The sequence below is a fragment of the Streptomyces sp. NPDC091416 genome, assembly GCF_044756845.1.
GTDB lineage: Bacteria > Actinomycetota > Actinomycetes > Streptomycetales > Streptomycetaceae > Streptomyces.
In genome coordinates this window covers 466541-485952 of sequence record NZ_JBIVTU010000004.1, presented here as the reverse complement: position 1 = coordinate 485952, position 19412 = coordinate 466541, and the positions used below count along the sequence as shown (strand labels likewise).

The window sequence follows — 19412 nt, the reverse complement described above, 5'->3', positions numbered from 1 at the left end:
CTCAGCTCCCGCCTTCCTGCTTGGGAGGCATGCATCCGGTCGCCGGCGGGGTGTTGGCGGGCAGGTAGTTCTTCGGGACGACGCCGCAGACGTAGTTGTCGAACCAGCGGCCGTTGCCGAGGGTGTTGCCGACGAGCCTGTTGTACGAGCCGGAGAGCGCGAGCACCTTGTCGAGGCTCTTGCGGTTCTTGTTCAGCACCGCGGTGACCCGGCCCAGCGCCTTGAGCGTGGGCTTCAGCTGCTTGTTGTTGTCGGTGACGAGCCCCGTGAGCTGGATGCTCAGGTCGCGGGTGCCGGTGAGCAGCAGGTGGATGGAGTCGCGGCGGGCCTGGATCTCGCCGAGGAGCAGGTTGCCGTCCTCCAGGAGGGTCTCGAAGCTGCTCTTCTTGTTGGCGAGGGTCTTGGTGAGCTGCTTGCTGCCCTTGAGGAGGGTCGCCAGCTGGGCGTCACGCTCGGACACGGTCCTGGAAAGGGCGGAGAGTCCCTTGGCGGCACTCTTCACGTTCGGCGGGGAGTCCTTGAACGTGGCGGAGATCGTCTCGAAGCTCTTGGCGAGCTGCGCGGTGTCGATCTCCTCGATGGTCTCGCCGAGCCCGTTGAAGGCCTGCGTGACGTCGTACGGGGAGGTGGTGCGGCCGGCCGTGATGCGCTCGTCCGGGTTCTGCGGCGATTCGCCGAGCGGGTCCACGGCGAGGTACTTGTCGCCGAGCAGCGTCTTGATGGCGATGCCGACGGTGCTGGCGTTGCCGATCCAGGCGTCCTTGACCTTGAAGGTGACCTTGACCTTGGCGCCTTCGAGGGAGACACCGGTGACCTTGCCGACCTTCACTCCGGCGATCCGCACCTCGTCGCCCTCGTCGAGCCCGGCGGACTCGGTGAAGTCGGCGCTGTACGTGGTGCCGTCGCCGATGAAGGGCAGGGAGTCGGCGCGGTAGGCCCCGTATCCCAGGAGGGCGAGCACGAGCAGTCCGACGATGCTGACGGCGACGGGGTTGCGGTCGCGTACGGGCTTGATTCTCATGACAGGCACCTCGGCTGGGTGATCTCGATGCCGGTGGGCGGGGTGCTGCCGTCGCTCGTCGTCACTCCGCCGACCTTGGCTTCGCAGAGGTAGAGGTTGAGCCACGAGCCGTACGAGGCGAGGCGGCTGATGGCCTCCATCTTGGCCGGGGTCCTGTCCAGGAAGTTCTCGATCTTCGGAGAGTTGTCGGCGAGCCGGTCGGAGAGCCGGCCGAGCTGCTTGATGTCCTCCTTGAGCGGCTTGCGCCCGTCCTTGAACAGGTCGGCCGTGACGGTGGTGAGCGCGCCCATCGCCGTGACGGCCTCGCCGAGCGGCTTGCGGTCGCCCGAGAATCCGGTGACGAGCGCCTGGAGGGTGTCGACCAGGTCGTTGAAGCCGGCCTCGCGGTCGTTGACGGTCTTGAGGACCGTGTTGAGGTTCTTGATCACCTCGCCGATCACCTTGTCCTTGGCCGCGACTGTGCCGGTCAGCGATCCGACGTGCTGCAGGATGCTGTCGACGGTGCCGCCCTCGCCCTGGAGCACCTGGACGATGGAGCCTGCCAGCTGGTTGACGTCGGGCGGGGAGAGCCCTTCGAAGAGCGGCTGGAAGCCGTTGAAGAGCTGGGTGAGGTCGAGGGCCGGGGTGGTGCGGGAGAGCGGGATGGTGGCGCCCGCGGTGAAGCTCTTGCCGACGGGGCCCGCACCCTGGTCGAGGTCGATGTATCGCTGGCCGACCATGTTGAGGTACTTGATCGACGCGGTCACCGACGCCGGCAGTCTGCGGCTCTTCTCCACGTTGAAGCGGACCTCGGCGAGGCGCCGGTCGGCCACCTCGACGGACTCGACCTGTCCGACCTTGACGCCGGCGATCCGGACGCTGTCGCCGACGATGAGGCCGGTCGCGTCGGTGAACCGGGCCCGGTACGAACGGGTTTCTCCGACACCGGTGTTGGCGATGGACAGCCCCAGCACCGTGGTGGCGAGGACCGTCACCAGAATGAAGACGATCGATTTCGCGAGCGGTCCCGCGAGGGAGCGGCGCTTCACTTGAGCTTCACCTCCACACCGCGGAAGGCCGGCCCGATGAGCACGCTGCTCCACTCGGGCAGGGCCTGCGGCCGGACTTTCAGTGAGGGAGCGACCAGTTCGTTGACGAGCCGGCTCTCCTGCGGGGAGTTGGGCATGCCGAGGGATGCCCCGGCCGCCGGTGCTTCTTCGGGGGCGGCCGTCTCCGGATCCGCCGTGCCGCTGTTGTCCACGGTGGTCCGGGCGTCGGCGGTCGGCACGGTGTCTCCGACATAGGGGACGGAGTAGCAGTGCGGTCCGCCGGTCGCGTTGTAGACCGGGGTGTCCTTGCCCGCCACGTACTTCCCCTTCGAGGGCACGGCCTTGATCGTGACGTGGAGCCCCGGCCGGTCGGTTCCCTTGCCGAGTGCCTTGTCCATGGCCGGCACGAACCCGGCGATGGTGCGCAGCGTGCAGGGGAACTCCGAGGAGTACTTCGCGAGGGTCTCCAGCGTCGGCCTGCCGGAGGTCGCGAGCCGGATGAGGTTGTTCTTGTTCTTCTCCAGGAACGCGGTGAGGTCCCTGGCGGATGCGGTGGTGGAGCCGTACAGGTCGGCGAGTTCTGCCTGCTGTTCTGCGACGGTTCCGCTGGTGACGGTGAAGTCGGTGAGCGCGTCCAGGACGTCGGGGGCGGCGTCCGCGTACAGCGCGCTCACCTTGACGAGCTGCTTGATGTCCTCGTTGAGCGTGGGGAGTTGCGGGTTGAACTTCTTCAGGTGGGCGTCGAGGGTGACGAGGGTGTCGCCGAGCTTCTCGCCGCGGCCCTGAAGTGCCTGGGAGACCGCGTTGAGGGTGGCGGAGAGCTTCTCCGGCTTCACCGCGGTCAGCAGCGGGAGGACGTTGTCGAGGACCTCTTCTAGTTCGAGCGCGTTGCTGGAGCGGTCCTGCGGGATGACGGCGCCGGCCCGCAGCGACTGCGCGGACGGAACGGCGGGCGGCACGAGGGCCACGAACCGTTCGCCGAACAGCGTGGTCGGCAGCATCTGCGCGGTGACGTCGGCCGGAATCCGGTCGAGCTTGTCCGGCTTGATCGCCAGGGTGAGACGGGCGCCTTCGCCGTCGGCCGCGATGGTGCGGACCTGCCCGATGACGACGCCGCGCAGCTTCACGTCGGCGTTGTCGTGCATCTCGTTGCCCACACTCGACGTCTGTACGGTGACGGTCGCGTCGTGGACGAAGTCCTTCTCGTACACGGAGACCGAGACCCAGATGAGTACGGCGGGCACGAGGAAGAACGCGACCCCGGCGGTTCTGCGGCCGGCGGTCCTCGCGGCCCTGGTGCTCCTTGTGGTCCGGGATGTCATCAGCCGGCCACCTTCACGGTCGTCGTGGCGCCCCAGATGGCGAGCGAGAGGAAGAAGTCGGTGACGCTGATCAGCACGATCGCGTTGCGCACCGAGCGGCCGACGGCCACGCCCACTCCGGCCGGTCCGCCGGTGGCGTGGTAGCCGTAGTAGCAGTGCGCGAGGATCACCATCACGCTGAAGATCAGCACCTTGAGCACCGACAGCAGGACGTCCTGCGGCGAGAGGAAGAGATTGAAGTAGTGGTCGTACGTGCCCGCGGACTGCCCGTTGAACAGGACGGTGACGTAGCGGGAGGCGACGTACGAGGAGAGCAGCCCGATCGCGTACAGCGGGATGATGGCGACGACCCCGGCGATGATGCGGGTGGTGACGAGGTAGGGCATGGAGCGCACCCCCATCGACTCCAGACCGTCGATCTCCTCGTTGATCCGCATGGCTCCGAGCTGTGCGGTGAAGCCGGCGCCGACGGTCGCGGAGAGAGCGAGGCCGGCGACGAGCGGGGCGATCTCACGGGTGTTGAAGTACGCGGAGATGAAGCCGGTGAAGGCGGCGGTGCCGATCTGGTTGAGGGCGGCGTACCCCTGGAGTCCGACGACGGTGCCGGTGGCCAGGGTCATCGCGATCATGACGCCGATGGTGCCGCCGACGACACCGAGTCCGCCGCTGCCGAAGGCGACTTCGGCGAGGAGCCGCTGCACTTCCCTGAGGTAGCGGCGCAGGGTCCGGGGGATCCAGACCAGGGCCCTTACGTAGAAGGTGAGCTGGTCACCCGACCGGTCCAGCCAGCTGAGCATCGACATCGGTCAGCTCCCCTTCGCGGGGACGATCTGGAGATAGATCGCCGTGAGGACCATGTTCACGAAGAACAGCAGCATGAAGGTGATGACGACGGACTGGTTGACCGCGTCGCCCACGCCCTTCGGTCCGCCGCGCGGGTTCAGTCCGCGGTAGGCGGCGACGATGCCGGCGATGAAGCCGAAGATCAGTGCCTTGATCTCGCTGACGTAGAGGTCCGGCAGCTGGGCCAGGGCGGAGAAGCTGGAGAGATAGGCGCCCGGGGTGCCGTCCTGCATGATCACGTTGAAGAAGTAGCCGCCGAGGGTGCCGACGACGGAGACGAGACCGTTCAGCAGGACGGCGACCAGCATGGTGGCCAGCACGCGCGGGACGACGAGGCGCTGCACGGGCGAGACGCCCATGACCTCCATCGCGTCGAGCTCCTCGCGGATCTTGCGCGAGCCGAGGTCGGCGCAGATCGCCGAGCCCGCCGCCCCGGAGACCAGCAGCGCCACGATGATCGGGCTGGCCTGCTGGATGACCGCGAGGACGCTGGCGCCGCCGGTGAACGACTGGGCGCCGAGCTGCTGGGTGAGCGAGCCGACCTGGAGGGCGATGACCGCGCCGAACGGGATGGAGACGAGGGCGGCGGGCAGGATCGTGACGCTGGCGACGAACCAGAACTGCTCGATGAACTCGCGCACCTGGAAGGGCCGTCGGAAGGTCTCGCGGCACACGGTCCCGGCCAGCGCGAACAGCCGGCCGGTCTCACGCAACGGGGCCAGCGCCTTGCTGGGACGCGGCGCCTCGGGCGCCTTCTGCGGGACCGGGGCGGGGGCCGGGGGCCGGTCCCCCGGCTGCCCCGGGGGTATCACCGGCATGGGGGCCGTCATGGGCGCCCACCGCCCGCGGCTGCCGGGCCGTAGCTGTTGAGGATGGCGGTACGGGCCGCCTCCGGCAGCTGCCCCATCATCGACATGACCCGCTCCCGGCGGCGCAGGGCGCCCTGGCGCACGGGCAGACCCGGAGAGGGCTCCAGCTGCGGGACGACGGTGCGCGGGGCGTTGGCCGAACTGATGCCCTGCCCGTAACCGTTGAGTTCCTCGGCGGCCAGGGTGGCGGCGTCCTTCTCCTCGGACATCCCGATGGGGCCTTCGCGCCGCCCCGCGAGGAACTGGGAGACGACGGGCAGATCGCTGGTGAGCAGCACCTCGCGCGGCCCGAAGGTGACGAGGTTGCGGCAGAAGAGCATGCCCATGTTGTCCGGGACGGTGGAGGCGATGTCCAGGTTGTGGGTGACGATCAGCATCGTCGCGTCGATCTGCGCGTTGAGGTCGATCAGCAGTTGCGAGATGAAGGCGGTGCGGACCGGGTCGAGTCCGGAGTCGGGTTCGTCGCAGAGGATGATCTGCGGGTCCAGCACGAGTGCGCGGGCCAGGCCGGCACGCTTGCGCATGCCGCCGGATATCTCACCGGGCAGTTTGTCCTCGGCGCCGAGGAGACCCACGATGTCGATCCGCTCCATGACGATCCGGCGGATCTCCGATTCCCGCTTGCGTGTGTGTTCACGCAGCGGGAAGGCGATGTTGTCGAAGAGGGACATCGACCCGAAGAGCGCACCGTCCTGGAACATGAGACCGAACAGCTTCCGGGTCTCCATGATCTTGCGCTCGGGGCTGTTCACCATGTCGACGCCGTTGATGAGCACCCGCCCGTGCTCGGGCTTGAGCAGGCCGATGATGGATTTGAGGAAGACGGTCTTTCCGGTGCCGGAAGGACCGAGCATCACGCTCACTTCGCCGGCGGGCAGGGTGAGGCTGACGTCCTGCCAGATGTTCTGCTTACCGAAGGATTTCGTAAGGCCTTCAACGACTACTTCGATTCCCATCGGCCCTCCCTCGACGTATCGGTGAACGAAGTCATCTGTCAGCGCTCCGGCTCTGAGAAATCCAATGGCGGCTCGTCACACATGCACCAGGAGGCGCACGTTATGTCCGTCGAAACCGCCAGGACAAGCCGTTGAACAGCGGAGATCGACGAACCATGTGCTCGATGTGGATCACTTGTCACCGAGTGACAAACCCGCTCACGGGCTTTGTCGGAATCTGCGCAAGATCTCCGGTGTGCGGATCGGGACCCCGGGTCCGTGGGGGCTGGAGCCATGGGGACCCGACAGTGGGAGCGCCGCCCCCAGGACAGAGACTTCGGAGGCTGACGCATTCCCGGCGCGGAATTCTGGTCAAGGGGGGCAGGACCTGGACTCCGCAGGCGTCGAACGAACAGCCGCGGACAGGTTTCCGTGCTGCTCACCTGGGACGCTACGGGTCGGTAACCTTCCTTCGCAATAGCGGTTCCCGAACTTTCTGCACGGCACTTCGCACGACGGGAATTCTTGTCCCCGAGTGAGTATTCGGCGCGCGAAACCTATACGAAGATGAGCCTCCCGGTCCTCGCGCGAAGTGGCCCCCGCACATGCCGCGACATGCCAAAGCCCGCCCCGACCAGGAAATCTCCTGATCGGGGCGGGCAGGGGCCTGTGCACCGGGAACACGCACGGAGTGACAAGGACGGATGCGTCGTCCCGGCCGGCGCTACTTCGCCGCGGAGTGCCAGTACTGGGAGAGCACCTTGCCCGCGTTGGGCAGGACGAGCCCGGGGGCGGTGAGCGCGGCGCTGTACGTCGAGGCGTTGTTGAGCGTGAGGTGGTTGTCACCCGAGAGGGACGGCAGCCCCTCCTTCAGGTTCACCGCCCAGCTGAGGACTCCGCCCAGACCGCAGCCCGTGGCCTTGGGCGCGGCAAAGGTGGTGTCCTGCTGGGTGTTCCCCGTCAGGGCGAACCTCAGCATGGCGCCGCCGGTCGCGTTGCGTGTGCCGTCACCGTCGAAGCGCTGAATGGCGACGGCGGGTGCCGTGGCGTTCTGCGGGCGCAGGATCACCGGCGAGGCGGTGCTCCCTATGTAGCAGTTGGAGCCGAGGAGCGAGTTCTCCAGGTGGATTCGCACCGGCAGCTTCACGATCGGCTGACCGACGCTCAGACCGGCCGGGAGGTTGAACTCCGTGGGCGCGCCCGCCGATTCCACCGTTGCCGTCACCCTGTTCAGGGCGACGCTGGTTATCTGGCCGCAGACCGCGCTGACGACGGGGATGTCGCTGGGGCACATGAGTCCCAGCAGCCCGCCGGGAATCTCCGTCGGCGCGCTCACGAGCGCCCCGCCAGCAGGCGGAATCACCTTGAAGGTCCCGGCCGCGGTGTCCTGGATGACGCCGAACTGCATGTCGTTGGAGCCGGTGGTCGCCTCCGTCGTGCCCAGCTTGAACTCACCGCTGGGTGAGTACGAGGAGACACAGGAGGCGACGAAGTCCTGGCCGTCCGCCGCAAGCATGGCGGGATCGTCGACGGGACAGCGGGAGAAGGGCGCCCAGTCCCCGTTGAGGTTCGCGGCGGCGGCGGAGGCGGGCAGCGGAGTCAGTGGAATCGCGATCACCGCAGCGGCGGCGGCGGCGAACAGTCCGTTACGCCACTTCTTCGGGACAGCTCTCATTACTCCCTCAATTCATGGTGGTCCGAGCGAATGGGATGATCTCGTGCCGGCATGGAGAGCGGCGGACGGCCGCGGCTTCAGCGTTGCGGCTTGGGAACCCGCACCGGCTGGCCGTCCTCCGTGCACACGTTCGGGTCGTGCTGCGCGGCCGCGCAGGGCGCCGCCTGGATCTGTTTCACGTCACCGGGGACTCCGGAGATGGAGGCGGTGAACAGGTCGTCGAGGTCCTCGCCCACACCGCATCCCGAGAAGGGCGGAATGGTGACCTTGCCGGCGAGAGCGCCGCCCGTGACCAGCGTGTAACCGGTCTGGACCCCGTCCTTCAGCAGCATCTCCCCCCGCAGCGGGAGCGCGAAGGGCTTCGCCGTACGGCAGTTGGGACCCACGTCCAGCGGGACGCCGTTCACCTTCACGTCGTACAGACGGAGCTGGAGCTGCATGTCGATGGTCGTCGTGCCCACGCTGTTGCCGGGGCTGAGGATCGTCAGGTCGGAGTGGATGTTGGGCAGCGGCTTTCCGTCGGGGCCGGCGGCCGGAGGGATCTGGGTCATCTCCATGGTCGCGGTCGTCGGCATGAAGCCGAAGGTCAGGAACGTGCCGGTGGCGGGGGGCAGTTTCGGCTGCCCCTGATAGTCCAGCATCGCCGTCGACTCCTGGAACACATGCAGATGACCGTCCTGGAACTTGATGGACGTCGCTCCCTGGTGGATCTGCGTGCAGGCGACGGGGAAGAGAGTGGCGCTCTTGAGCTTGGCGACGTTCGCGTACCCGGTGACATAGGCGTTCAGGCTGAGCTGGTCCTCCGCGTCACCCACACAGCGCGGCGCCTTGCCGTCCTGGAGGGTCGGCTCGGCCGCATCGCCCACCTCGGGCTTCACGCCGCCGTTGCGGGCGACGCCGCCGGCCGGCGCCTTGCCTTCCCGGGACCCGGAGGGCTCGGGCGAGGACCATCGGGGGCCCGCGCCGACCGGCACGGAGACGAGGGACAGGTCCTGGTCCGGCGCCGGAGTGCAGGTCAGCTGTACGGCCGGCGGCTCGGCCGATGCACCGTCCGATGCCGGCGGGGTGATCGACGCGGTGAGCTTCGCCGCGGTGAAGGTGAGGTCACCGGAGGCTCCGGCGGTCACCGTGGGGACCTCACCCGCGGAGGAGAAGGTGAGCTCCTCCGATTCCGGGACGGCCACCGGGTTCTCGGCGGTTCCGGCCCATGTGGTGACGGCGGTCCGGTCGCCCTGCGCCACGTCGACGGTCAGCTGCGTCTTCGCCCTGGAACCTGCCGCTCCGGCATCCGGCAGATCGGCCAGCGCCTCCCCGTCCAGCGTCAGCTCGGTTCTCACGTTCCTCAGCTGCACGGGCTGGTCGACCGTCGCCTTCTCCGGAACCGTGGCGGACACCCGGACCGTGACCGGCTTGGAGCCCGAAGGGAAGTCACAGCCGTACGTCAACTCGGACTGGACCTCGCGGTCGCCGCCGGCCGATGCCTGCGCACCCGGAATCATTCCGGCCATGAGGACCGCGGCCAGAACGGCTCCGCCCCGTGCTGCCAGGTGCCCACGGCTCCGCCCCGTCGTACCGCGCATCATCATCCCTCGTGATTCCCTTCTGTCGGGGCCGCAGACCGCACGGCGGGAATCCCGCCGTGCGGTCTGCCGAGCTCTCGGTTACCCGGCGGCCCGTCAGGTTCCGATGATGCTCGTGATTCCGGTGACGGAGTAGTCACCGGTGAAGGTCGGGTGGTCGCCGACGGCCACGATCCCGGCACATCCCGCGGTGGCCGTCGAGACGGTCAGCACACGCGTCGAGTTGGAGACGGCGAGCTTCTTCGTGCTGTTGGTGAACTTGGCGTTGACCTCACCGGTGACGTTGAAGGTGCAGGTGAGGACGGTGAGCTTGGCCTGGATGTTCTTGATGTAGCCGGTCGTCACGCCGGAGGTGTAGTCCTGCGCCACGAGCTGCCAGGCCGGCGAGGTGGTGGCGACGGGCGTCACCGGGCCGAGTGCGCTGGTGCAGGGGCTGGCCGTGGTCCCGAAGGTGGCCGAGGTGATGCTTCCGACCGTGGCGGGGTTGCCCGTGGCGCTGGCCGCGGAACCGGCCGCGCCCGCGGTGGGACAGGTGAGCGGCAGGCCGTTCACCGACAGGACCGTGTTCGTCGACACGGCCGTGAAGGCCCCGCCCGTGACGGTCCACGTGGTGGCGGCGAAAGCCATCGCCTGGGTGGCAGTGAGTACGACAGCCGCAGAAGCAACGCCGGTTGCGACGGCGATCTTCTTGAGGGTATTACGCACAGTTAGTTCCTCCGATTCGACAATGCGGGTTGCACTGCTTGCGGGGACGCGCTTCACGGCTGCCCAAGGGGCACGAAGCACGGCTATGAACCACTTCTCCGAAGGGGAGACGTACACTCTCGGCCACACACAATCTGTGACAGGCCGTGACGTTACTTGCGGGAAACTTGGAGCACAATCCCGCCAGCCGAAATTGCTCGGACCGAGTTCTTTTCTCGTACCCGGCTTACTAACTCCCCCAGGTGTACTTGTCACTTGCTGCGCAAAATCGCAGCAGGGCCGGGGCACGGGCGAGGTACCGGCCCGCCGCCGGACAGCAGCGCCGGCACCGGTTCCCCGTGACGCGCCCTCGCGGCAGACTCGGCCGCCGGTGACCGCGCGGCGACAGCGCCCCCGCCAGCGGAGATCACCTGGAGCCGCCCGGCGAGGCCCGGGCTCCACTCCTTACGGCCTCCCCTCTCGACGGAACGCTCTTCGCCGCCCGGGGTCCGACGCGGGCGGACGAATGCCCGGCACGGAGCGAGCAGGATTCCGTCGCCGGATATCTCCACCGGATTTCCTGTCCCGAGTCGGGGACCGGACCTTGTCAGTTCCTGAGCAGGTGAATTCGCGTTGCCGTAAGCCCGATTCCGCCACCCACGAACGGATTGCGTCGAGAGCGGGCGAGGCGGCAGCCCCGAGGTTTCCGCGTCGTCGGCCGCTCGCCGGCGGAGGGCGGCCTCGGCGAAGGGCGCACGGCGCCTGCCCCGAACAGGCGGACATCGGTTGCCACCCCTCTCACCCGCTCAGGATCGAACGGCCGAAAATATTGTCCGGAAGTGAGCACTCCCGCCCTACCTGCACCGGAGCGCCACGACAAGGCCAAGTTGTGTGGCCCTTGCACTTCGATCTTGCACAAGTGGTGGGCACGGCCACTGACTTGGTCTATCTTCATCGCGAACTTGGTACGCACCTGTCGGTTCGTGGGAGCGCTTTCCCCCACTGCCTCACCCCCACCGGGCGCCGGAGAGCGAGGGGACACGTCATGCCGAGAGTCATTTCGCCACTGGACACAGGGGACCCGCTGGGACCGCTTCCCCAGGAATTCGCCGCCATCATGCGGCCCGAACTGCCGAGCCTCATCAAGGAGATAGGCGTCGAGGTCACCCGGGCCTATCCGGAGTACGCCCGCCTGCTCAGCGGCCCCAACGGCCAGGCCATTCGGGTCGGCGTCGAGCAGAGCCTCGCCTCGTTCGTGGATCTGGTCGCCGAACCGTCCACGTCGACCTCGTTGCGCGACGACATGTGCCGTCGCTTCGGGCGGTTCGAGGCCTACGAGGGCCGCACCATGGAAACGCTCCAGGGCGCGTACCGGCTCGGCGCCCGTGTCGCGCTGCGGCGGGTGAAGAAGGTCGGCCGGAGTTACAGCTTCTCGCCGACCCTGATGCTCAGCTTCGCCGACGCCCTCTTCACCTACATCGACGAGCTCGAGTCCCTCTCGCGTGAGGGGTTCCTCGAAGTGCAGTCGCAGAGCGGCGAACAGACCGAAGCCATGCGCAGGCGCCTGCTGCACCTCATCCTGGCCGGGCGCCCCGTCCCCCGCTCCGCCATCGCCGAACTGTGCGAGCAGACGGGGTGGACACTCCCCGAGGAGGTCACCCTCGTCGCGACGCGCGCGCCCGCGGGGCTCGACCGGGTGAGCGCCGACCGCGACATCCTGGTCGATCTCAGCGATCCCCAGCCGCATTTACTCATCCCGGGACCGCTCGACGACGCACGAAGAACCATGCTCGACCAGACACTGCTCGGCACCCGTGCGGCGATCGGGCTCACCGTTCCCACCGCCCTGGCCGCGGACTCGATCCGCTGGGCCAGGAGGGTCCTCGAACTCGTCGACGCGGGCGTCATCGACGACGCACCGGTCATCCTGTGCGAGGACCACCTCATCACCCTGTGGCTGCTCTCCGATCCGGTCCTCCTGGACCAGCTCGCCCAACGCGAACTCGCGCCCATCTCGGGCATCAGCGCCACCCGGAGGGAGCGGCTGATCGAGACGCTGCGCATCTGGCTCGACACCCGGGGCACCGCCGCCCACATGGGCGAACTGCTGGACGTGCATCCCCAGACGGTCCGTTACCGCATGCGCAACCTGGAGTCCATTTTCGGTGAGCAGTTGATCGACCCCGAGAGCAGGTTCTCCACCGAGGCGGTTCTGCGAGCACTTCAGCTGCGGGCCCGCACCGGGGACTCCACCACTCCGTAGTCCGCACACAGAACGGCTTCCGGCCGGATCACGGCCTTCACTGCGCGTCAACTTACTTACGAGTAAAGGGAAATACCCGGTCACTCCCAAACGGTTGCCACACGGAGACGTTCTCAACGAGAAACCTGGAACTGCGTCCCGTACATATGGAGGAGTCGGCCGCCCACCCGGCGGCCGCGACGCCCGACCTCCTGGCCACCATTCGAGAGGGAACCCCCATGACCGCCTCACACCTGCTCGTCCCCGTACCGATCCCGGACCGCATCGCGGCGCTGATCGGCTCCTGCATCCCGGCGCACATCCTGGAGGCGGAGTTCGACGCCGAGTGCGCCGCGCGCGAGGTCCGCAGCTTCCGCGGCCCGCGGCTCGACATCGAGGACCAGGCCGACCGGGAGCAGGCCCTCTCCGAGCTGGCCCGCGCCAACAAGGTGCTCGCCGCCCACCACCCCCGGCTGGCGGTGCGCCCCGGCAGCTCCTGGTGACCTCCCCGCAGCGCCTCCGCCTTGCGGAGGCGGCGCCATGCGCTTACCTTACTCGGAAGTAAGTTTACTCCAGAGTAAGGAACTGGCGTGGCCGACAACAGCAGCGGCAACCTCACCGACGAACTGACCGCACTCGACTTCGCGGCCGTCTCCCCGCAGGAGTTCGCGCGCATCGTGAAGGGCCTGTCCGCCAAGCAGCTCGGCGAGGTCATGCACGGCGAGCTGCGCGCCCGGGTGCTCGGCGAGGTCTTCGGCCGGATGAAGCAGCAGTTCCGCCCGGAGGCGGCGGGACAGCTCAAGGCGCTGATCCGCTGGAAGATCACCGGTGACTCCGACACGGTCTACGAGACCGCGATCGCGGACGGCGCCTGCACGATCAGCGAGGGCCGCTCCGGCACCGAGCCGCGCACGACGCTGGTGATGGCGGACGCCGAGTTCCTCAAACTGGTCTCCGGCAACGGCAACCCCGTGACGATGTTCATGATGCGCAAGCTGAAGGTGGCCGGCGACGTCGGCCTCGCCTCCGGCCTCACCCGCTACTTCGACATCCCGAAGGCCTGAGGCCGATGAGCTACTTCTCCCTCGCTCTCACCGAGGAACAGCAGGATCTGCGCAACTGGGTGCACGGCTTCGCCGCCCAGGTGGTGCGCCCGGCGGCCGCCGAATGGGACGCCCGCGAGGAGACGCCCTGGCCCGTCATCCAGGAAGCGGCCCGTATCGGGTTGTACGGATTCGAGTCGCTGGCCGACATGTACGGCGACCCCTCGGGCCTCTCGCTCCAGATAGCCAACGAGGAGCTGTTCTGGGGCGACGCCGGAATCGGCATGGCACTCTTCGGCACCTCCCTCGCCGTCGCCGGCATCTTCGCCTCCGGCACCCCCGACCAGCTCGCCGAGTGGGTGCCCCAGTGCTACGGCGACGAGGACGACCCGAAGGTGGCGGCGTTCTGCGTCTCCGAACCGCAGGCCGGCTCCGATGTCTCCGCCATGGCCACGAAGGCGCGTTACGACGAGGCCAAGGACGAATGGGTGCTCTCCGGCCAGAAGGCGTGGATCACCAACGGCGGGATCGCCGGGGTCCATGTCGTCGTCGCCTCGGTCGACCCCTCGCTCGGAGCCCGCGGACAGGCGGCGTTCATCGTGCCGCCCGCCACCAAGGGTCTGGAGGCGAGCCGCACCATCAAGAAGCTGGGCCTGCGCGCCTCGCACACGGCGGACGTCTTCCTCGACGACGTCCGGGTGCCCGGACACTGTCTGCTCGGGGGCAAGGAGAAGCTGGACGCCCGCCTCGCCCGTGCCCGCGAGGGCGGCAACGCCAAGGGCCAGGCGGCGATGGCGACCTTCGAGGTCAGCCGCCCGACCGTCGCCGCCCAGGCGCTGGGCATCGCACGCGCGGCGTACGAGTACGCACTGGAGTACGCCGGACAGCGCGAGGCGTTCGGCCGGCCCGTCATCGAGAACCAGTCGATCGCGTTCGCGCTGGCCGACATCCGTACGGAGATCGAGTCCGTACGGCTGCTGATCTGGCAGGCCGCCTGGATGGCCCGCAACGACCGGACCTTCGACGCCGGACAGGGCTCCATGTCCAAGCTGCGCGCGGGTGAACTCGCCGTCGCCGCGACGGAGAAGGCCGTCCAGATCCTCGGGGGCGCCGGGTACAGCCGCGAACATCCGGTGGAGCGGATGTACCGCGACGCCAAGATCTACACGATCTTCGAGGGAACCAGCGAGATCCAGCGCCTGGTCATCGCGCGGGCGATCTCGGGTCGGCACATCCGCTGACGCGGGGTCATGGGCCGACGACCGGGCACCGACGCGCGGTCAGGGCCCGGCGACCGGGGTGAACCGCACCGGCAGCGACGCCGGTCCGCGGGTGAACACGCCCTGCTCGGACGGGATGAACCCGTCGGCGAGCCGCACATCGGGCATCGCGTCGAGCAGCATGTTCACCCCGGTCCGCACCTCGGCCCTGGCCAGCAGCGCGCCCACGCAGAAGTGCCGGCCGAGGGCGAACGCCAGATGGTCGGCGGCTGCGGAGAACGCCGTGGTGCTGGTCAGGTCGGTGCGGAAGAGGTCGAAGCGGTCCGGGTCGCGGTACCGGGCCGCGTCCCGGTTGGCCGAGCCGATCAGACAGGTGACGGTCGACCCGGCCGGCACCCGGCCGCCGCCGAGCTCCACGTCGACGGCCGTCTGCCGCATGATCATGTGCACCGGCGGGGTGAGGCGCAGCGTCTCGGCGAAGGCCCGGTCGATGAGGCTGCGGTCCTCCCGTACGGCGGCGAGCTGCTCGGGGTGGGTGAGCAGATTGGCGAAGATCGAGGCGATGGCCTTGTCGGTGGTCTCGCCACCGGCGGCGAGCAGCAGGCTGCAGAACGCCTTCATGTCCTCGTCGCTCATCCGGACGCCGTCGACCTCGGCCGCGCAGAGCGCGGAGAGCAGGTCGTCGCCGGGTGACTTCCGGCGTTCCTGGATGACCGGGATCATGTACTCGGCGAATTCCTGCCGGGTCCGGTCGCCGGCCGCCGCCACCTCCGGGTCGCCCGCGAGGTTGCCGAGGAAGGCGATGACGGTGGTGTACCAGCCGTGGAAGCGGTCGTGGTCGGCCTGGTCCAGGCCGAGCATGTCGGCGATGACGAGGACGGGGAAGCGGGTCGCGAACGCGTCGACGAGGTCGGCCTCGCCGGTGTGCCGGAAGGTGTCGATCAGCTCGCGTGCGTTGCGCTCGATGACCGGGAGGAACTTCTCCTGGAGGTCGGTGCCCCGGAAGGCCGGGGCGACCAGGGCCCTGCGCACGGAGTGCTCGCGGCCGCTGAGCTGGAGGATGGTCCTGCCGTGGACGGGCTCGATCTGCCAGTCGTAGTTGTCGGTGGTGAACTCCCCCGCCTTGTCCTTGAAGACCCGCTCGACGTCCTCGTACCGGGAGACGACGTAACTGTTCGTGGCCTCGTGCAGGATCAGCGGGTGGCTCTCACGCATGATCCGGTAGGCCCCGTAGGGATCGGCGGCGAAGGCGGGCGAGAGAATGTCGGGCACGGGTGGTGCTTGCGAGGCGAGTGACTCTTGTGGGGCAGATGTCATGACGCTCCAGGGTCGTTGACGGGCAACGCCGCCCAGGTTATTGACCCACCGTCCGACCTGACACCCCCTGGGGGAACCATGCCCGCCGGCCCGCGCCCGTCCGTTCTCTTCGTCACCGATCTCGCCTACGAAGCGCGTGGACGCCGCTACTGCGACGAGGACATCCATCTGACGGCCCGGCTCCGCGAGGACTTCGACGTCGCTCTCTGCCATCCCCGCGACGCCGCCGCGCTGCTGGAGGGCTTCGACGCCGTCGTCGTACGCAACAGCGGCCCGGTGCTGCACTACCAGGAGGCGTACGACGCGTTCTGCGCCCGGGCCCGGGAGCTGGGCACGCGGGTCTACAACCCGCTGACGGGCCGCGGCGACATGGCGGGCAAGCAGTATCTGGTCGATCTGAGCCGGGCCGGGTATCCGGTGATCCCGACGGTGGACCGGGCGGCGGATCTGGGGCTGCTCCCCGAGGCCGAGGGCTACGTCATCAAGCCGAAGCTGGGCGCGGACTCGGTCGGGCTGCGGTTCGTCCGTACCCCTGAACTGCCGCCCGAGGCGGACGGTACGCAGCTGGTCCAGCCGCGGATCGACTTCCGCTACGAGGTGTCCTTCTACTTCGTCGACCACGACTTCCAGTACGCGCTGAACGCACCGCACCCGGAGCAGCGGTGGGTGCTGGAGCCGTACGGGGCGAGCGCGGCGGATCTGGCGTTCGCGCGCGCGTTCGTCGACTGGAACACCCTCGACCACGGTATACAGCGGGTCGACGCGTGCCGGACCGCCGAGGGCGAGCTGCTGCTGGTCGAGCTGGAGGACCTCAATCCGTATCTCTCGCTGGACCGGGTGGGTGAACCGGTGCGGGAGGCGTTCGTCGCGCGGATGAAGGCGTCGCTGAAGGACCTGCTGGGCTGACACGTCCGGCCGTCCCCCGCATGCGGGTGACAGGGGGCGGTGTGAGGGTGCAAGGGTGACCACTGCCAGCGAGACCGCCCCCGCCGCGCAGGTTGCCGGCGCACCGCCCCTGCTCGATCCGCGCCGCCGGAACATCGTCTTCGCGACGATCGTGCTGGGAATCCTGCTGGCCGCTCTCGACCAGACGATCGTCGGCACCGCGCTGCCCACGATCGTCTCGGACCTCGGGGGCGCCGCCCATATGTCGTGGGTGGTGACCGCGTATCTCCTGGCGGAGACCGTGGCGACGGTCCTGGTCGGGAAGTTCGGCGACCTGTTCGGCCGGAAGATCGTCTTCCAGCTCTCGGCGATCATCTTCATCACCGGTTCGTTCCTCTGCGGTCTCGCGACCAACATGACACTGCTGATCGTGTGGCGCGGCCTCCAGGGCATCGGCGCGGGCGGTCTCATGGTCACGTCGATGGCGCTGATCGCCGATGTGATCCCGCTGCGCGACCGCGGCAAGTACCAGGGTGCGATCGGTGCCGTCTTCGGTGTCTCGACCGTCATCGGACCGCTGCTGGGCGGCCTCTTCACCGACCATCTGACCTGGCGCTGGGCGTTCTACGTCAACGTCCCGATCGCGATCGTCGTGGTCATCGCGGCGGCCCGCACCATCCCGTCCGTGAAGGCGGCGGGCCGGCCGGTCATCGACTACCTGGGCATCACGATGGTCACGGTCGGGGCGAGCTCGCTGATCCTGGCGACGAGCTGGGGCGGCAACGAGTACGCCTGGGGCTCCCCTGTCATCATCGGCCTGTTCGTGCTCGGTCTGGCCGCCCTGGCCGCGTTCTGCTTCGTCGAGTTCCGGGCGAAGGAACCGATGCTGCCGATGCGGCTGTTCAACAACCCGGTCTTCACGGTCTGCTCGATCCTCAGCTTCATCGTGGGCTTCGCGATGCTCGGCGCGATGATCTATCTGCCGACGTATCTGCAGTATGTGGACGGGGACTCGGCGACGCTGTCGGGGGTCCGGACGCTGCCGATGGTCGTGGGTCTGCTGGCCGCCTCGATCTTCAGCGGCAACGTGGTCAGCAAGACCGGCCGGTACCGCGTCTTCCCCATCGTGGGCACGCTGATCATGGCGGCCGGTCTGTTCCTGCTCTCCCGGATGGGCCCGGAGAGCGGGGTGTGGCTGGAGTCGCTGTACATGCTGGTGCTCGGGATCGGCATCGGTCTGTCCATGCAGGTGCTGACGATCGCGGTGCAGAACACGGTCGACTACGCGGACCTGGGTACGGCGACCTCGGGCGTGACCTTCTTCCGTACGCTCGGCAGTTCCTTCGGTACGGCGGTCTTCGGGACCATCTACGCGAACTCGCTCGGCCCGAACCTCGAGGACGGGGTCGCGGCGGCGGTGCGGGCGGGTGGCGATCCCGCCGTGGTGGCGAAGGCCTCGCAGAGCCCGGAGAGGCTGCACGCACTGACCGATGCCCAGTCGGCCCCGCTGGCGCAGGCGTATGCCGACACCCTGCACACGGTGTTCCTGTGGACGGTTCCGGTCGCGGTGCTCGGCTTCGTCGTCGCGCTGTTCCTGAAAGAGGTGAAGCTGCGGGACACGGCGCGGGCCGGCTCGACGGACATGGGCGAGGGGTTCGCCTCCCCGAGCGCCGGGGACTCCGCCCGGCTGCTGGAGTTCTCGGTGGCCAAGATCCTGCGCCGGGTGGACCCGGACACGGCCCGGCGGATCGTGGCCGCGTCCGACACCCGGCTCGACATGGCGGGGGCCTGGGCGGTCATGCAGGTCGAGCTGTTCACCCGGATGGTCGGCCACGCGGGGCTCCGGCTGATCGCGGACCGGCACCGGATCCCGCCGGAGGTCCTGGTGCCCGTCTTCGACCGGATGATCGAGGAGGGTTACCTCACCGGGGACGGCCGTCTGTTCACGCACACCGAGGCGGGCAGCCGGGAGGCCAGGACCATCAACGACGCCTGGTCCCGCTGGCTCACCGAACAGCTGGGCGACCAGCGGGAGCAGGCGGACGACGCCCGGCTGCGTGCCGCGGTCGACGTGATCGCGAAGCGGCTGCTGGCGGAGGACCTCACACAGGAACTCGCGCCTGTGGCCCCGGCGGGCGCACCGGTCTGACCCGCGCGTGAGGGTTCAGTCGGCGAAGACGGCGGACTCGTAGACCCAGGCGCCCCCGTACCGGACGAAGCGGCTCTTCTCGTGGAGCGAATCGCGGTGGCCGCCGTCCGTCCAGTGCGCGCGGAAGGTGACCGTTCCCGTGGTGTGGAAGGCGCTGCCCTCCGTCGTCCCCAGGATCTCCAGGCCCTCCCAGCGCTGTGCCGGATCGAGGTCGAGGACGGCCGGCCGGTGGTCCGGGTGCCAGGTGCGCAGCAGGTACGCGGCGTCCCGGACGACGAAGGCCGCGTACCGCGAGCGCATCAGTGCCTCGCACGTCGGCGCCGCCGCTCCGGCGTGGAACCGCCCGCAGCACTCGGCGTAGGCGGCGGGCAGCCCGCAGGGGCACGGCGAGGCGGCTGTGACCTGGGGGACGGGCGCGGCGGCGGGGCGCCGTGGGCGTGTGGTGCGTCGGGACATGGGTCCATTGTGTCCTGCGGCGGCGCCGGGCCGTGTGCCGGGCGTCATCGGCCAGACCCCCGGAGCGGGCTCGGATCGCTTGTTCCTTGCCGCCCGATGCGGATCGGACCGGCGTATGTTCGAGCGGGAACAGTCGTTCAATG

17 protein-coding genes are annotated in these 19412 nt (G+C 68.6%); 6 read left to right on the top strand and 11 right to left on the bottom strand.

Annotated elements, in window-relative coordinates; genetic code table 11:
- Position 1: 1 nt before the first annotated feature.
- From ACIQMX_RS15655 to ACIQMX_RS15615, 9 genes are all read right to left on the bottom strand, one after another.
- Entirely contained in the window at positions 2 to 1021 is a 1020-nt protein-coding gene (locus ACIQMX_RS15655; protein ID WP_402478241.1) for an MCE family protein, read from the bottom strand.
- Positions 1018 to 2049, bottom strand: a complete 1032-nt coding sequence (locus ACIQMX_RS15650) for an MCE family protein (RefSeq protein ID WP_363074285.1) — start codon at positions 2047 to 2049, stop codon at positions 1018 to 1020. Before ACIQMX_RS15650 ends, ACIQMX_RS15655 begins: the two co-directional genes overlap by 4 nt.
- Positions 2046 to 3371: an MCE family protein gene (locus ACIQMX_RS15645; protein ID WP_402478237.1), complete on the bottom strand. Its 1326-nt coding sequence runs from the start codon at positions 3369 to 3371 to the stop codon at positions 2046 to 2048. Before ACIQMX_RS15645 ends, ACIQMX_RS15650 begins: the two co-directional genes overlap by 4 nt.
- Positions 3371 to 4174, bottom strand: coding sequence for an ABC transporter permease (locus ACIQMX_RS15640; RefSeq protein WP_363074281.1), 804 nt, complete (start codon positions 4172 to 4174; stop codon positions 3371 to 3373). The genes ACIQMX_RS15645 and ACIQMX_RS15640 overlap by 1 nt, the downstream gene beginning before the upstream one ends.
- Before the next feature lie 3 nt (positions 4175 to 4177).
- A complete protein-coding gene (locus ACIQMX_RS15635; protein WP_363074279.1) occupies positions 4178 to 5044 on the bottom strand; it encodes an ABC transporter permease in 867 nt (288 codons plus the stop codon).
- Positions 5041 to 6039, bottom strand: a complete 999-nt coding sequence (locus tag ACIQMX_RS15630) for an ATP-binding cassette domain-containing protein (RefSeq protein ID WP_363074277.1) — start codon at positions 6037 to 6039, stop codon at positions 5041 to 5043. Before ACIQMX_RS15630 ends, ACIQMX_RS15635 begins: the two co-directional genes overlap by 4 nt.
- Before the next feature lie 703 nt (positions 6040 to 6742).
- Positions 6743 to 7693, bottom strand: a complete 951-nt coding sequence (locus ACIQMX_RS15625) for a hypothetical protein (protein ID WP_402478231.1) — start codon at positions 7691 to 7693, stop codon at positions 6743 to 6745.
- Between the two features lie 77 nt (positions 7694 to 7770).
- Positions 7771 to 9279, bottom strand: coding sequence for a DUF6801 domain-containing protein (locus ACIQMX_RS15620; RefSeq protein WP_402478228.1), 1509 nt, complete (start codon positions 9277 to 9279; stop codon positions 7771 to 7773).
- A gap of 90 nt (positions 9280 to 9369) precedes the next feature.
- The gene (locus tag ACIQMX_RS15615; protein WP_402478225.1) at positions 9370 to 9978 is read right to left on the bottom strand and encodes a hypothetical protein; all 609 of its coding nucleotides are present in this window, start codon (positions 9976 to 9978) and stop codon (positions 9370 to 9372) included.
- Positions 9979 to 11002: 1024 nt separating this feature from the next.
- Between ACIQMX_RS15615 and ACIQMX_RS15610 the strand changes: the two genes are divergently transcribed.
- From ACIQMX_RS15610 to ACIQMX_RS15595, 4 genes are all read left to right on the top strand, one after another.
- Positions 11003 to 12220, top strand: a complete 1218-nt coding sequence (locus ACIQMX_RS15610; protein WP_363074269.1) for a helix-turn-helix domain-containing protein — start codon at positions 11003 to 11005, stop codon at positions 12218 to 12220.
- 218 nt (positions 12221 to 12438) lie between these two features.
- Entirely contained in the window at positions 12439 to 12702 is a 264-nt protein-coding gene (locus ACIQMX_RS15605) for a hypothetical protein (RefSeq protein WP_219567130.1), read from the top strand.
- Between the two features lie 87 nt (positions 12703 to 12789).
- Positions 12790 to 13263, top strand: a complete 474-nt coding sequence (locus ACIQMX_RS15600) for an SCP2 sterol-binding domain-containing protein (RefSeq protein WP_363074267.1) — start codon at positions 12790 to 12792, stop codon at positions 13261 to 13263.
- 5 nt (positions 13264 to 13268) lie between these two features.
- Complete coding sequence (locus tag ACIQMX_RS15595; RefSeq protein WP_363074265.1) at positions 13269 to 14483, top strand: acyl-CoA dehydrogenase family protein; 1215 nt, start codon at positions 13269 to 13271, stop codon at positions 14481 to 14483.
- A 39-nt stretch (positions 14484 to 14522) separates the two neighbouring features.
- On the opposite strand, the gene ACIQMX_RS15590 is transcribed toward ACIQMX_RS15595, so the two are convergent.
- Positions 14523 to 15779, bottom strand: a complete 1257-nt coding sequence (locus ACIQMX_RS15590; RefSeq protein WP_402478221.1) for a cytochrome P450 — start codon at positions 15777 to 15779, stop codon at positions 14523 to 14525.
- A gap of 78 nt (positions 15780 to 15857) precedes the next feature.
- Between ACIQMX_RS15590 and ACIQMX_RS15585 the strand changes: the two genes are divergently transcribed.
- Together ACIQMX_RS15585 and ACIQMX_RS15580 are read left to right on the top strand one after the other, a co-directional pair.
- Positions 15858 to 16685 carry a hypothetical protein gene (locus tag ACIQMX_RS15585; RefSeq protein ID WP_402478219.1) on the top strand — a complete coding sequence of 276 codons (828 nt, stop codon included), beginning with the start codon at positions 15858 to 15860 and terminating at the stop codon, positions 16683 to 16685.
- 55 nt (positions 16686 to 16740) lie between these two features.
- On the top strand, positions 16741 to 18813 hold the full coding sequence (locus tag ACIQMX_RS15580) for an MDR family MFS transporter (protein WP_402478216.1): 2073 nt from the start codon (positions 16741 to 16743) through the stop codon (positions 18811 to 18813).
- A 15-nt stretch (positions 18814 to 18828) separates the two neighbouring features.
- On the opposite strand, the gene ACIQMX_RS15575 is transcribed toward ACIQMX_RS15580, so the two are convergent.
- Positions 18829 to 19269, bottom strand: a complete 441-nt coding sequence (locus ACIQMX_RS15575; protein ID WP_402478213.1) for a YchJ family protein — start codon at positions 19267 to 19269, stop codon at positions 18829 to 18831.
- Positions 19270 to 19412: the final 143 nt, after the last annotated feature.

What these genes read in the sequence shown, in the direction of transcription:
- ACIQMX_RS15630 (WP_363074277.1), bottom strand. Translation starts at nt 6,039, where the DNA reads ATGGGAATCGAAGTAGTCGTTGAAGGCCTTACGAAATCCTTCGGTAAG.
- ACIQMX_RS15645 (WP_402478237.1), bottom strand. Translation starts at nt 3,371, where the DNA reads ATGACATCCCGGACCACAAGGAGCACCAGGGCCGCGAGGACCGCCGGC.
- ACIQMX_RS15655 (WP_402478241.1), bottom strand. Translation starts at nt 1,021, where the DNA reads ATGAGAATCAAGCCCGTACGCGACCGCAACCCCGTCGCCGTCAGCATC.
- ACIQMX_RS15575 (WP_402478213.1), bottom strand. Translation starts at nt 19,269, where the DNA reads ATGTCCCGACGCACCACACGCCCACGGCGCCCCGCCGCCGCGCCCGTC.
- ACIQMX_RS15585 (WP_402478219.1), top strand. Translation starts at nt 15,858, where the DNA reads ATGCCCGCCGGCCCGCGCCCGTCCGTTCTCTTCGTCACCGATCTCGCC.
- ACIQMX_RS15640 (WP_363074281.1), bottom strand. Translation starts at nt 4,174, where the DNA reads ATGTCGATGCTCAGCTGGCTGGACCGGTCGGGTGACCAGCTCACCTTC.
- ACIQMX_RS15635 (WP_363074279.1), bottom strand. Translation starts at nt 5,044, where the DNA reads ATGACGGCCCCCATGCCGGTGATACCCCCGGGGCAGCCGGGGGACCGG.
- ACIQMX_RS15625 (WP_402478231.1), bottom strand. Translation starts at nt 7,693, where the DNA reads ATGAGAGCTGTCCCGAAGAAGTGGCGTAACGGACTGTTCGCCGCCGCC.
- ACIQMX_RS15605 (WP_219567130.1), top strand. Translation starts at nt 12,439, where the DNA reads ATGACCGCCTCACACCTGCTCGTCCCCGTACCGATCCCGGACCGCATC.
- ACIQMX_RS15620 (WP_402478228.1), bottom strand. Translation starts at nt 9,279, where the DNA reads ATGATGATGCGCGGTACGACGGGGCGGAGCCGTGGGCACCTGGCAGCA.
- ACIQMX_RS15610 (WP_363074269.1), top strand. Translation starts at nt 11,003, where the DNA reads ATGCCGAGAGTCATTTCGCCACTGGACACAGGGGACCCGCTGGGACCG.
- ACIQMX_RS15590 (WP_402478221.1), bottom strand. Translation starts at nt 15,779, where the DNA reads ATGACATCTGCCCCACAAGAGTCACTCGCCTCGCAAGCACCACCCGTG.
- ACIQMX_RS15595 (WP_363074265.1), top strand. Translation starts at nt 13,269, where the DNA reads ATGAGCTACTTCTCCCTCGCTCTCACCGAGGAACAGCAGGATCTGCGC.